The sequence below is a fragment of the Candidatus Pelagibacter bacterium nBUS_28 genome (genome assembly GCF_051200915.1).
Lineage (GTDB): Bacteria > Pseudomonadota > Alphaproteobacteria > Pelagibacterales > Pelagibacteraceae > Pelagibacter.
In genome coordinates, this window is sequence record NZ_CP172844.1 from 481,495 (window position 1) to 494,074 (window position 12,580).

Below are 12,580 nucleotides of genomic sequence, written 5' to 3' on the forward strand. Positions count from 1 at the left end.
ATAGTTAATTAGTTTATTATTCAATAATGAATCAGCCTAAAGTTAAATATTCACTTTCTAATTGGGATTTAGTTACAGTTAACCCCAATTACAAAACTTGGAATTGGAAAGATTTATTTTGTTTTTGGGGAGTAAACATCCAAAGTATTATTGCTTTTTCTTTAATAGCATCATTATACATTGTGTATGATTTAAACACATTTGTAGTATTTTTTGGAACTATTTTAGGATCTTTCCTAGTTTATCTTTTTTCTAACTTAATTGGTAAACCATCTCAGAAATTTGGCTTACCTTTTGCTGTGTTATTGCGTTCTTCATTGGGTTTTAATGGAGCAAAATATTTAGGTTTATTAAGAGCCTTAGTTGGGATTTTTATGTTCGGTGTTCAAACATATATTTTATCAAAAGCTTTTGGTTTTTTAATTAGAATTTTAATTTTTTCGATTGATAGCTCTTTATTAAGTAAAGATATTTTTTTATTTTTTTTACTTGGCATTGATATTATTGATTGGATTTCATTCAGTGTTGTTATCATATTTCAAACTTTAATGTTTAGTGTGGGTATAAACTTCAATAAGAGATTAATTAATTATTCTGCTATTACAGTGTATGTAGGAATGATAATATTTTTTTTTGGGATATTATTAAGTGATGTAAAACTCACATCTCAAGCATTTGTTGAATTATTAGATTATGAAAATCTCCTAGATAATGAAAATATTTTTGCTCTATTATCAGTAGCGGGAGCAATCTTTGCATATTTCTCAATTATAATTGTTACTTTTGGTGATTTTTCTCGATATGTTAAAAATGAAGATGAATTAAAAAAAGGTAACTTAAGTTTAATTGCTAATTTAATTATTTTTTCTTTTTTTTCTGTTTTTATAGTTATTGGATCAGATGTATTTTTAAATTTAAGATTTCTTAATTTAAGTTCAATTTTAACTAATCCAACTGATATAATTGGTAAATTTGATAATACATCCATTACTGTAATTGCTATTTTTTTTATTATTATTTCATCTGCATCAACTAATTTAGTAGCTAATTTTATTCCATCTCAATATTCACTTATAAATTTTTTGCCAAACTCTTTAAATTTGAAAAGTGCAAGCTACATAATATTAATTTTTAGTTTTCTTATTGGTATTTTTTGGGTGACGGTATTAAGTCAAATTGGTATTTTATCATTTGTTGATACTTTTAGCTCATTTTTTGGCCCACTATTTGGTGTCATTATAGCTGATTATTATTTAATTAAATCAGAATCCATTAGCAACAAAGATATTTACTCAACTGATACAAGTGGTATTTATTATTTTTCTAGTGGATGGCATACAAAAGGGCTTTACTCTTTACTAATAGGTTTTATTTTCTCTGCTTCTACAATTTGGAATCCTAATTTGATGTTTTTACAATCTTTTGCTTGGTTAATAGGTGCAATTATCTCTTTAATAATTTATTATCTGTTAACTAAAAAATAATTTTAATGAACAAATATGATTTTGATAATAGAACCGCTGTAATTACTGGCGGTGGACAGGGTTTTGGTCTTGATATTGCTAAAAGATTTTTAGATTCTGGTGCAAAGGTTATTATATGGGATATAGACGGAGAGTTGCTTAAGTCAGCGGCCGCTGAAGTAAATAATCCAAATCTAAGCTATAACGTTATTGATGTTTCAAATTATTCACAAATAGAAAAAACTGTTTCAGAAATAACATCAAAAAATAAAATTGATATTTTGATAAATAACGCTGGAATTACTGGCCCTACGGCGCCATTATGGGAATACGATATTGAAATGTGGAATAAAATTGTGCAAATTAATTTAGTTGGTACCTTCAATTGTTGTCGTGCAATTGTTCCAAATATGATTGAAAATAATTATGGTAGGATAGTAAATGTAGCTTCTGTTGCGGGTAAAGATGGAAATGCTAACGCAAGTGCTTACAGCTCAGGAAAAGCTGGCGCTATAGGACTCACAAAATCACTTGGTAAAGAGTTAGCTGATAAAAATATAGCGGTAAACGCTGTAACACCTGCTGGTGCAAAAACTAGAATTTTAGACCAAATGAGTAAAGAGCATGTTCAAAGAATGCTCTCAAAAGTTCCAAGAGGAAGATTTTTAGAGATACATGAATTTACATCATTAATTTGTTGGCTCTCATCAGAAGAGAATACTTTTTCAACAGCAGCTGTTTTTGACATAAGCGGTGGTAGATCTACTTATTAATTAAACATGAAAACCTTAGCAAGATTATTAGTTTCAATTTTATTTATTTCGAGCCCAAGTTACGCTGATAAAATTAATGTATTTGAATTTACAGAGGTAGAACTTTTAGAGCTAGAAGTTAGAAAAGTAAGAGGGGCTGACAACAAAACAAATTACTCAGTAGGGTCTAATGAAAATGGCAATTATTTAAAGGCTGTGGCAGATAATGCTGCATCTGGTCTTGGAAAAGAAGTTAAAATTGATCTAAATAAGACCCCCTTCATCAATATTACATGGAAAGTGGAAAAAAATTTGCCTGGCATTTTAGAAAATACTAAAAAAGGACATGATTTTGCTGCCCGTGTTTTTGTAATAAAAAAAACAGGAGCAACACCATTATCTAACAGGGCAATTAATTACGTTTTTTCAAGTAATAATATTGTAGGATTTAACTCACCTAGCCCATATACAAAAAAATCAATCGACAATGTTCTAGCTAGCACTATGAATAACTTTAATGAATGGGTTACTGTAAAAGCTAATGTAAAAGAGGATTTTAAGAAATTTCACAATTTAGATGTAAATGAGTTAGATGGATTAGCAATTATGTCTGATACGGACAATTCAAAAATGAAATCTATAACTTATTTTCAAAATATTTATTTTTCGAGTAATTAGTTACATCTTAAAGTATTTTTTTAATCTAATACTTAAAAAAGATAAAAGAATTGCTACAATTACATCTGCAATAGGTGCTGCATTAGGAAAACCAAAGTTCCAAACAATAACTCCAATTAACCAAATGATATATATTTTCATTATCTAATTATACCTTAGTTTGTTTTAAAATATTATATAATTTGATATCATATTGTCATGCATGAAAATTTTTATCATAACGTAAAAGTTTATTATGAAGATACTGACGCTGGAGGTGTTGTTTATTATGCAAATTATCTTAAATATTTAGAAAGAGCTAGAACTGAAGCGCTATCAACTATTGGATTAAGCAACATTCAAATTAAGGAAAAATTTGGTGCACTCATTATAGTTAAATCATGCAATATAGAATACAAAAAGTCAGCACAGTTAGAAGATGAACTAAAAATTAGATCTTTTGTAAAATCTGTTACAAAAACATCTTTTTTTATGAACCAAATTATAACTAATGGTGATAGCACCATTGTAGAAGCCCAAGTTCATTTAGTTTTCGTAAATGAAAAGGGTAAACCAGTCAAAGTTCCAGAAATAATTTTTGATAATTTCAAACCCTATTTTTGTGATACTATCAAATTGTAGATACTTGTTTCGCTTTCTTGAATAAATTAACCATCATTTTTTGAGATATTAATTTTGTATTTACGTTCCTAGGACTTGGGTGATAGGAGGGCATTATAATTAAATTATCTGGCATAATATAAGATTTCCCGTGTATGAAATGAAATTTTTTATCTAATTTATGCTTTCTTGTATAAAATCTTATACAATTATCAAAAGCTACCTTACCAAGAGTAATAATAATCTTTAATTGTTTTAAATTAGAAGCCTCAGAATCAAAATATTTAGAACAATTAAGAAGCTCTTTGTTAAGAGGTTTATCTCCTGGTGGAACACATTTTAAGATATTGGTAATATAAGTAGAACTAAGTTTTAAACCGTCATTTAAATTTTTAGATGTAGGTTGATTTGAAATTTTTGCTTTATACAAGCATTTGAATAAAAATTCTCCAGATTTATCACCCGTAAAAGCTCTGCCTGTTCTAGTTCCCCCATGCGCCGCAGGGGCCAAACCTAATATCAAAAGTTTTGCATTAGTGTCACCAAATCCAGTCACAGGTTTGCCCCAATAAACTTCGTTTATATTTTGTTTTCTTTTTTCATAAGAAATTTTTTTTATAAATTTTACTAATCTTGGACATTTTTTACATTTAATAATTGTGTTATTAAGATTTTTAAATTTAATACTCATTAATGAAATTTATAAATTTTTTATTAATAATATTTATAACTATTAATTCCCCAATTAAAGCAGATTTAAATCAGAATTTGATTAATGAACTTAAACAAGAAGGAAAATTAATTTTTATAAGACATGCTTATGCTCCTGGTGGGGGTGACCCTATTAATTTTGATATTAACGAATGTAATACACAGCGTAATTTAAACAATTCAGGTAGAAATCAAGCTGATAAAATAGGTTCTTTATTTAAAGATAATAATATTTCTACTGATAAAGTTTATTCTAGTGAGTGGTGTAGGTGTAAAGAAACGGCATTAATTGCTTTTAATCAATTTGAAACAAAAAACTTTTTAAATTCTTTTTTTAGCTCAAGGTTTGCCCAAAACAAAAATTCTCAGATTAAAAGTTTTAAAAAATTTATTAAAAGTTGGGATGGTAAAAAAAACTTAATATTTGTAACTCATTATGTATTTATTTCTGAAATCTTAGATTATGCACCTTCATCAGGTGAAATAATTATCTCTGATAAAGATCTTAAAGTTATTGATACAATTGAAATAGAATATTAAGATAAGATATTATGTCTTCAAAAAAAGCGATGAAACAAGCTCAAAAACAATCTTACGCAAAACATAGAAGCAATATCACAAACAGCAGATTTCACTCAAAAAAGAAAATTTTACCAAAAATAAATAAAAAGAAAGATTAGATTAATTTATTTATCTTTTTTTTCTGTTAAAAATAGTCCCACTAATAGCAAGGCTGTCCAACCAATTCCTATCAAAGCTTTAGGACTTGTGTTTGCACTCCATATATCCAGAACTAATGCGCCAAATATAAGTCCAACTATATAAATTATAATTATAATTGTTGATTTATCCATTTTTTAAATTCTTTTTAAAAAGAGACATACCATTATTAACCTTATACTCATAAGACTCATTAAAACTCTCTAATTGCCATCCGCTAAGTCTTTTTCTGATAGTTTCAAGATTGTTAGATTTCCAATCATCTTTGGTTTCTTCCAGTTTCCAAATCTTTTTTTCATCGTTACTTCTTCCACAGCCATAACAATATCCTGTTAATGGATCAGTCTTACAAATACTTATGCATGGTGAGATAATCATTTTTTAAAAATTGTTATTAATATAGCTGATAAATAGTAAATTTTTTACTAATTGTCATTGGACAAATAGTTTCAATAATATATAAAACTTCGTAATTTGTGGGGCGATGGCGGAATTGGTAGACGCGTTGGTCTTAGGAACCAATATTTTCGGATGTGAAGGTTCGAGTCCTTTTCGCCCTACCATTAAAAAATTATGAAAGTTACAATAGAAAATATTAAAGGCTTAAATAAAGATCTTAAAGTTTTAATCGATAAAGAGACTATGAACTCTTACATGGATGAAAAATATGAAGAGATTAAAGGAACTGTAAATCTTAAAGGTTTTAGACCAGGCAAAGTTCCCAAAGAGGTTCTAAAAAGACAATTTGGCAAAGCTGTATTTGGTGAAGTTTTAGATAAAGTTTTAAAAGAAACTTCGACAAAAGCACTCGAAGAAAATAAAATTAAACCTGCTGGCCAACCAAAATTGGATTTAAAAACTTATGGTGAAGACAAAGAATTAGAATATGTTTTATCGGTAACCGAACTGCCAAAAGTAGATGTTAAATCTATTGAAAGTATTAAATTTGATCAATATTCAGTTAAAATAGATAATAGCGAAACAGATAAAAGAATTAAAGAAATCGCAAAAAATCAACCTAGTTTTAAAGAAGCAAGTCCCGACACAAAAGCAAAAGAGGGTGATCTAGTAACATTAGATTATCAAGCTACAGTTGACGGAAAAGAATTTAAAGGGAGTGAAGGTAAAAACACACAATTAACGCTTGGTAAAGATTTATTTTTAAAAGGTTTTGACAAACAGCTTGTTGGTGTCAAAAAAGCTGATGAAAAAATTGTAGATGCAGTTCTACCAGAAAACTTTCCTGAAAAAGAATTGGTAAACAAAGCTGCTAAATTTAAATGTAAAATTTTGAGTGTAAAAAACCCTGAAGAAGTGAAAATTGATGATAATTTTGCAAAAAATTTAGGTGCTAAAGATTTAAATGATCTAAAAACATTGATTTCAAAACAGATAAATGACGAATATAAAAATTCATTAGACCAATTATCTAAAAATCAGATATTAAAAGAAATTGAAAAAATTAATGTAGAAGAAATTCCAGAAAATTTAATTGAAGAAGAAGTTAAAATTCTTTCACAAGGCATGGATGAAGCTGAAGCTAAAAAAGATAAAGCTAAATTTACTGAGACAGCAAAAACTAGAATTAAAACAGGATTGATATTAAATGAATTTGGTGAACAAAATAAAGTTCAAGTATCTGAGCAAGAAATTCAAGCTGAAGTTCAAAAGCAATTAAGAATGATGCCTGGACAAGAAAAAATGGTAATGGATTTTTACCAAAAAAATCCTTCAGCAGTAGCAAGCTTGAGAGGAACTGTTTATGAAGAAAAAATTTTAAATTTGATAAAAGAAAAAGCTAAGCCAAATAAAAAAGAAATTTCTAAAGAAGAAGCTGAAAAGATTCTTAAAGAAGCTCATAAACATGACCATAATCACGATCACAATCATGGAAAAGATAAAGAGAAAAAAGTAACAAAGAAAAAAGATGAAACAAAATCAGAAGTGAAAAATAAACCTTTAGCAAAAGCATCTAAATCTAAGCCTGTAGCAAAAAAAGTTAGCAAAAAGTAATCTCAAGTTGTATAAGTAATACGAATCAACTTATGACAACAAAATTATTTGAAGAAATGAATACTTTAGTTCCAATGGTAGTGGAACAATCTAATAAAGGTGAAAGAGCTTATGATATCTATTCAAGACTCTTAAAAGAGAGAATAATTTTTTTAACTGGTCAGATAAATGATAATGTTGCATCTCTAGTTACGGCTCAATTATTATTTCTTGAAGCAGAAGATCCTAAAAAAGAAATTTATTTATATATCAACAGCCCAGGTGGACTTGTAACAGCTGGACTTGGTATTTATGATACTATGCAATATGTAAAACCGGATATTTCAACCCTATGTATTGGCCAAGCAGCTTCAATGGGATCATTTTTGCTTGCAGCTGGAACAAAAGGTAAAAGGTTTTCACTTCCAAATTCTAGAGTTATGGTTCATCAACCTTCTGCTGGTTTTCAAGGTCAAGTAACTGATATAGAGATACATGCAAATGAAGTCTCATCTCTAAAAAAAAGATTAAATGAAATTTACTCTAAACATACAGGTAAATCTGTTGATGAAGTTAAGTCTGCTCTAGAAAGAGATAATTTTATGACTGCGGAAGTTGCTAAAGACTTTGGTCTAATAGACGAAGTAGTAGAAAAAAGATCTTAAACCACTATATATTGGATGCGTTACAATCCAAACTTGATTAGTAGGAGTCTTCTATAATAAAGTAACTTAATTGATTCGTTAAAAATATTATGACAACAAATAATAAAAATATTCTTTACTGTTCTTTTTGTGGAAAGAGTCAGCACGAAGTAAGAAAACTAATTGCAGGACCTACTGTCTTTATTTGTGATGAGTGTGTTGAATTATGTATGGACATCATCAAAGAAGAAAGCAAAGATACTTTTGTTAAACATCAAGATGGACTTCCATCTCCAAAAGAAATTTGTGCAGTATTAGATGACTATGTAATAGGACAGCCTCATGCAAAAAAAGTTTTATCTGTTGCTGTTCACAACCATTACAAAAGATTGAATTATGAGAGTAAAACTAGCAAAAATGTTGAGCTTGCAAAATCTAATATATTATTAGTTGGTCCTACAGGTTGTGGTAAAACATTATTAGCTCAAACTTTAGCTAGAATTTTAGATGTTCCTTTTACAATGGCAGATGCAACAACTTTAACAGAAGCGGGATATGTTGGTGAAGATGTTGAAAATATAATTTTAAAATTGTTACAAGCATCAGATTATAACGTTGAGAAAGCTCAAAGAGGAATTGTCTATATTGATGAAGTTGACAAAATTAGTAGAAAATCAGAAAATCCATCAATAACTAGAGATGTTTCTGGTGAAGGTGTTCAGCAAGCTCTATTAAAAATTATGGAAGGAACCGTTGCAAGCGTTCCACCTCAAGGAGGAAGAAAACATCCTCAACAAGAATTTTTACAGGTAGATACAACAAATATATTATTTATTTGCGGAGGAGCTTTTGCTGGACTAGATAAGATTATTTCTCAAAGAGATAAAGGCACATCAATAGGTTTTGGTGCTGATGTTAAAAATACCCAAGATAAAAAAACTGGTGAATGGATGAAAACTTTGGAACCAGAAGATCTATTAAAATTTGGTTTAATTCCAGAATTTATTGGAAGATTACCAATGATTGCAACACTTGAAGATTTAGATGAAAAGTCATTAATTAAAATTTTACAAGAGCCAAAAAACTCATTAACAAAACAATACCAAGAATTATTCAAACTTGATGGTGCAAAATTAACTTTTAAAGAAAATGCATTAAAAGAAATTGCTCAAAAGGCAATTAAAAAGAAAACAGGTGCAAGAGGTTTAAGGTCAATTTTAGAAAATATTTTACTAAAAACTATGTATGATCTTCCTAGTCAAGATAATATAGAAGAGGTTATAGTTGACGCAGGAGCTGCTAAAGGACAATCTGAACCTATATCAGTTCATGCTAAAGGCGATAGTAAATCTAAGTCTAATAAGCCTTCAGCGGCTTAATATCCTTAATAACTAACAAAAACCTATTGCAATATAAAATATAATATCCATATTAAAGCCATGGACGTTAAAATCACACTGCCATTATTACCATTAAGAGACATAGTTGTGTTTCCATGTATGGTCATCCCTTTATTTGTTGGAAGAGATAAATCTATTTCAGCTTTAAACGAAGTGATGAAAAAAGATAAAAAAATAGTTTTAGTTACACAGAAAAACTCTGAGATTGATGATCCAAAAAAAACAGACATATTTATGTATGGATGTGAAGGAAATATTCTTCAGCTTTTAAAACTTCCAGATGGAACTGTTAAAGTGTTGGTTGAGGGCATTAAAAGGGTAAAAATATTAGATTTCAAAGATAATGATAAATTTATAACTTGTGATTATGCTCATTATAATGATGTTGTCACAAAAGATGAGGATTTATATCCACTTGCAGCCACAGCTCTTAGAAGATTGGAAAAGTTAACTTCTATTAACAAAAAAGTTTCAAGTGAAACTATAAATACGATCAAACAACTTAAAGACTCATCTCAAATTGCAGATAATATTGCATCTCATATAAATGCAACTATTTCAGAAAAACAACAAATCTTTGAAACGGTTGATGTGAAGAAAAGATTAAATGCAATTATTAAGATAATGGAAAATGAAACTAGCATCATTGGTGTTGAAAAAAGAATTAGAGGAAGAGTTAAAACTCAGATGGAGAAAACACAGAGAGAATATTATTTAAATGAACAGCTAAAAGCTATTCAAAAAGAATTAGGTGAAATTGAAGATGGTAAAGATGAAACCACTAGTCTGAATAAAGCTATTACAAAAGCTAAAATGCCTAAAGAAGTTGAAAAAAAATGTCTTCAGGAGTTAAAAAAATTAAAAAACATGAGCCCGATGTCAGCAGAGGCTACAGTTGTTAGAAATTATTTAGATTGGATGACTGAACTTCCGTGGCACAAGAAAAGTGAAGTTGATATTGATTTAACAAAAGCCCTAAATATTTTAGATAAAGATCATTTTGGGTTAGAGAAAGTTAAGGAAAGAATAATAGAATTTCTTGCTGTTCAAAAAAGAATGGAAAAAATTAAAGGACCAATTTTATGTTTAGTTGGACCTCCAGGAGTAGGTAAAACTTCATTAGGAAAATCTATTGCAAAAGCAACTAACAGAGAGTTTGTTAGAATGTCAGTTGGTGGTATGAGAGATGAAGCTGAGATTAGAGGTCATAGAAGAACATATATCGGATCTTTACCTGGAAAAATTATTCAAATGATGAAAAAAGCTGGAACTAAAAATCCACTAATTTTATTAGATGAAATAGACAAAATTGGAAATGATTATAGAGGAGATCCATCATCTGCTTTATTAGAAGCCCTAGATCCTGAACAGAATACTACATTTAACGATCATTACTTAGAAGTTGATTATGATTTATCAGATGTAATGTTTGTAACTACAGCAAATACATTAAATATTCTTCCACCACTTTTAGATAGAATGGAGGTAATAAGACTTGCTGGTTATACAGAGGATGAAAAAATTAGTATTGCTAACAAATATCTTTTACCTAAACAAATTAAAGATAATGGTGTGAAAGATAAAGAGATGAAATTAGAAGATGATATCATTAAAGAAGTTATAAGAGGTTACACTAAAGAGTCTGGAGTTAGAAATTTAGAAAGAGAAATTTCAAAACTTGCAAGAAAAGTTGTTAAAAAGATAGTTGCTGGAGAAGAGAAAGAAGTAAATATAAATAATAAAAATTTATCTGATTTTTTAGGTATCGCTAAATTTAAATTTGGTGAACTTGAGTCGGAGAATAGAGTAGGAATTGTAACTGGGCTAGCATGGACAGAGTATGGTGGAGAAATTTTGAAGATAGAAACTGTAACAATGCCGGGTAAAGGTAGAATGCAAATTACTGGTAAACTAGGTGATGTAATGCAAGAGTCAGTTAAAGCAGCTAAATCTTTTGTAAGATCTAAATGTTTAGAATATGGAATTATTCCTCCTTTGTTTGAAAAGAAAGATTTTCACATTCACGTACCCGAAGGTGCTACACCAAAAGATGGTCCATCAGCAGGAATTGGAATGGTAACTTCTATTGTCTCATCAATTACTGGAATTCCAGTTAGAAGAGATGTTGCAATGACTGGTGAAGTTACTTTAACGGGTCAAGTATTACCAATTGGTGGATTGAAAGAAAAACTATTAGCTGCTCACAGAGCTGGAATTAAAGAGGTATTGATACCAAAAGAAAATGAAAAAGATTTAGTTGATATGCCTAAAAAGATTATTGATGATATTAAAATCACACCAGTTGAATATGCTGATCAGGTTTTAAAAGTTGCTTTAACCAAGGAACTTAAAAGAACAGAGTGGGTTGAGGTTGATATATCTAAAAAAGACGATAAATCCCAAGCTAGTATTCAATAATAATTAATTTACTTTATTAAACTGTTGATGTAATAAGTAGCCTTATTTTGTGGGTGGTTAGCTCAGTTGGTAGAGCATCTCGTTTACACCGAGGGGGTCAAAGGTTCGAGTCCTTTACTACCCACCAAAATAACAAAAGTGGGGGTGTAGCTCAGTTGGTTAGAGCGATCGCCTGTCACGCGATAGGTCGAGGGTTCGAGTCCCTTCACTCCCGCCACTTTTCCCATGTTTTTTCTGTTAATATCAATTAAAATGTGACGTATCAGCCCTTCAACAAAGGATAAAAAATGGTATATAGATTTCCATGTTATCTGAATTTTTAAAAGATTACTTACCGATTATACTATTTTTAATTATTGCATTAGGGCTTAGCTGTGCTTTTGTGGTTGTAAACTTTATTCTTTCACCGAAAAAACCTGACCCAGAAAAATTATCTGCTTATGAATGTGGATTTGAACCATTTGAAGATTCAAGAATGGAATTTGATGTTAGATTTTATTTAGTTGCTATTTTGTTTATTATTTTTGATTTGGAAATTGCATTTTTATTTCCTTGGGCAATCTCACTTGGCAATATTGGTATATTAGGATTTTCTTCAATGATGATTTTTTTATTCATACTTACTATTGGTTTTATTTATGAATGGAAAAAAGGTGCTTTAGATTGGGAATAAACATAAACCACAATGAATAACAAAATAGATCAAGTTCCAGATGAATTTAAACAACTTGCTAAAGATTTTAGTGAGAACGGTTTTATCACAACTTCACTTGATAACTTAATAAATTGGTCTAGATCAGGTTCATTGCATTGGATGACCTTTGGTCTTGCATGTTGTGCTGTTGAAATGATGCAAACTGCTATGCCTAGATACGATGTAGAGAGATTTGGGGCTGCACCAAGAGGATCCCCTAGGCAATCAGATGTAATGATTGTAGCAGGAACCCTTACAAATAAAATGGCACCAGCTTTAAGAAAAGTTTATGATCAAATGCCAGAACCTAGATATGTAATATCTATGGGTAGTTGTGCTAATGGTGGTGGTTACTATCACTACTCATACTCTGTAGTTCGTGGTTGTGATCGAATTGTACCAGTTGATGTTTATGTGCCAGGATGCCCCCCTTCTGCAGAAGCTTTGTTATACGGAATACTTCAGCTACAAAAAAAAATAAGGAACAAAGGTTCGTTTATTAGATAAT

16 protein-coding genes and 3 tRNA genes are annotated in these 12,580 nt (G+C 29.7%); 15 read left to right on the forward strand and 4 right to left on the reverse strand.

The annotated features are described in order from the left end of the window. Nucleotides 1-26 precede the first annotated feature (26 nt). The 3 genes from ACIJYC_RS02485 to ACIJYC_RS02495 are packed head-to-tail and all read left to right on the forward strand — an operon-like array spanning nucleotide 27 to nucleotide 2,893. A complete protein-coding gene (locus ACIJYC_RS02485; RefSeq protein ID WP_435167473.1) occupies nucleotides 27-1,484 on the forward strand; it encodes a cytosine permease in 1,458 nt (485 codons plus the stop codon). A 5-nt stretch (nucleotides 1,485-1,489) separates the two neighbouring features. Next, complete coding sequence (locus ACIJYC_RS02490; protein WP_435167475.1) at nucleotides 1,490-2,236, forward strand: SDR family NAD(P)-dependent oxidoreductase; 747 nt, start codon at nucleotides 1,490-1,492, stop codon at nucleotides 2,234-2,236. A 6-nt stretch (nucleotides 2,237-2,242) separates the two neighbouring features. Next, complete coding sequence (locus ACIJYC_RS02495) at nucleotides 2,243-2,893, forward strand: DUF3047 domain-containing protein (RefSeq protein ID WP_435167478.1); 651 nt, start codon at nucleotides 2,243-2,245, stop codon at nucleotides 2,891-2,893. Here the strand turns inward: ACIJYC_RS02495 and ACIJYC_RS02500 are convergent, their stop codons facing one another. Then, nucleotides 2,894-3,034 carry a hypothetical protein gene (locus tag ACIJYC_RS02500; RefSeq protein ID WP_435167480.1) on the reverse strand — a complete coding sequence of 47 codons (141 nt, stop codon included), beginning with the start codon at nucleotides 3,032-3,034 and terminating at the stop codon, nucleotides 2,894-2,896. Between the two features lie 57 nt (nucleotides 3,035-3,091). Here ACIJYC_RS02500 and ACIJYC_RS02505 point away from each other — a divergent pair, with 57 nt between their 5' ends. Next, the gene (locus tag ACIJYC_RS02505) at nucleotides 3,092-3,514 is read left to right on the forward strand and encodes a YbgC/FadM family acyl-CoA thioesterase (protein ID WP_435167483.1); all 423 of its coding nucleotides are present in this window, start codon (nucleotides 3,092-3,094) and stop codon (nucleotides 3,512-3,514) included. Here the strand turns inward: ACIJYC_RS02505 and ACIJYC_RS02510 are convergent. Next, nucleotides 3,504-4,184 (reverse strand): uracil-DNA glycosylase, encoded by a 681-nt coding sequence (locus tag ACIJYC_RS02510; protein ID WP_435167485.1) that lies wholly within the window; start codon nucleotides 4,182-4,184, stop codon nucleotides 3,504-3,506. The genes ACIJYC_RS02505 and ACIJYC_RS02510 overlap by 11 nt on opposite strands. A 2-nt stretch (nucleotides 4,185-4,186) precedes the next feature. Between ACIJYC_RS02510 and ACIJYC_RS02515 the strand changes: the two genes are divergently transcribed. Beyond that, nucleotides 4,187-4,744 (forward strand): histidine phosphatase family protein, encoded by a 558-nt coding sequence (locus ACIJYC_RS02515; protein ID WP_435167488.1) that lies wholly within the window; start codon nucleotides 4,187-4,189, stop codon nucleotides 4,742-4,744. An 11-nt stretch (nucleotides 4,745-4,755) separates the two neighbouring features. Next, nucleotides 4,756-4,884, forward strand: a complete 129-nt coding sequence (locus ACIJYC_RS02520; protein WP_023648642.1) for a hypothetical protein — start codon at nucleotides 4,756-4,758, stop codon at nucleotides 4,882-4,884. Between the two features lie 6 nt (nucleotides 4,885-4,890). On the opposite strand, the gene ACIJYC_RS02525 is transcribed toward ACIJYC_RS02520, so the two are convergent. Continuing rightward, nucleotides 4,891-5,058, reverse strand: coding sequence for a hypothetical protein (locus tag ACIJYC_RS02525; protein ID WP_435167491.1), 168 nt, complete (start codon nucleotides 5,056-5,058; stop codon nucleotides 4,891-4,893). Continuing rightward, complete coding sequence (locus tag ACIJYC_RS02530) at nucleotides 5,051-5,302, reverse strand: DUF1289 domain-containing protein (protein WP_435167494.1); 252 nt, start codon at nucleotides 5,300-5,302, stop codon at nucleotides 5,051-5,053. The genes ACIJYC_RS02525 and ACIJYC_RS02530 overlap by 8 nt, the downstream gene beginning before the upstream one ends. Before the next feature lie 100 nt (nucleotides 5,303-5,402). Here ACIJYC_RS02530 and ACIJYC_RS02535 point away from each other — a divergent pair. The 9 genes from ACIJYC_RS02535 to ACIJYC_RS02575 all read left to right on the forward strand — a co-directional run bounded on the left by ACIJYC_RS02535 (nucleotide 5,403) and on the right by ACIJYC_RS02575 (nucleotide 12,579). Further along, nucleotides 5,403-5,487 (forward strand) — tRNA-Leu (locus ACIJYC_RS02535). Between the two features lie 10 nt (nucleotides 5,488-5,497). Further along, complete coding sequence (tig, locus tag ACIJYC_RS02540; protein WP_435167497.1) at nucleotides 5,498-6,937, forward strand: trigger factor; 1,440 nt, start codon at nucleotides 5,498-5,500, stop codon at nucleotides 6,935-6,937. A 32-nt stretch (nucleotides 6,938-6,969) separates the two neighbouring features. Further along, the gene (gene clpP, locus ACIJYC_RS02545) at nucleotides 6,970-7,581 is read left to right on the forward strand and encodes an ATP-dependent Clp endopeptidase proteolytic subunit ClpP (RefSeq protein WP_435167500.1); all 612 of its coding nucleotides are present in this window, start codon (nucleotides 6,970-6,972) and stop codon (nucleotides 7,579-7,581) included. 89 nt (nucleotides 7,582-7,670) lie between these two features. Then, the gene (clpX, locus tag ACIJYC_RS02550) at nucleotides 7,671-8,939 is read left to right on the forward strand and encodes an ATP-dependent Clp protease ATP-binding subunit ClpX (RefSeq protein ID WP_435167503.1); all 1,269 of its coding nucleotides are present in this window, start codon (nucleotides 7,671-7,673) and stop codon (nucleotides 8,937-8,939) included. A gap of 60 nt (nucleotides 8,940-8,999) precedes the next feature. Continuing rightward, nucleotides 9,000-11,378, forward strand: a complete 2,379-nt coding sequence (lon, locus tag ACIJYC_RS02555) for an endopeptidase La (RefSeq protein ID WP_435167506.1) — start codon at nucleotides 9,000-9,002, stop codon at nucleotides 11,376-11,378. 51 nt (nucleotides 11,379-11,429) lie between these two features. Beyond that, nucleotides 11,430-11,505: transfer RNA gene (locus tag ACIJYC_RS02560), tRNA-Val, on the forward strand. Nucleotides 11,506-11,518: 13 nt separating this feature from the next. Continuing rightward, nucleotides 11,519-11,595, forward strand: a tRNA-Asp gene (locus tag ACIJYC_RS02565). A gap of 87 nt (nucleotides 11,596-11,682) precedes the next feature. After that, complete coding sequence (locus tag ACIJYC_RS02570) at nucleotides 11,683-12,051, forward strand: NADH-quinone oxidoreductase subunit A (RefSeq protein WP_271484297.1); 369 nt, start codon at nucleotides 11,683-11,685, stop codon at nucleotides 12,049-12,051. A 12-nt stretch (nucleotides 12,052-12,063) separates the two neighbouring features. Further along, nucleotides 12,064-12,579 (forward strand): NuoB/complex I 20 kDa subunit family protein, encoded by a 516-nt coding sequence (locus tag ACIJYC_RS02575; protein ID WP_435167508.1) that lies wholly within the window; start codon nucleotides 12,064-12,066, stop codon nucleotides 12,577-12,579. Nucleotide 12,580 lies beyond the last annotated feature (1 nt).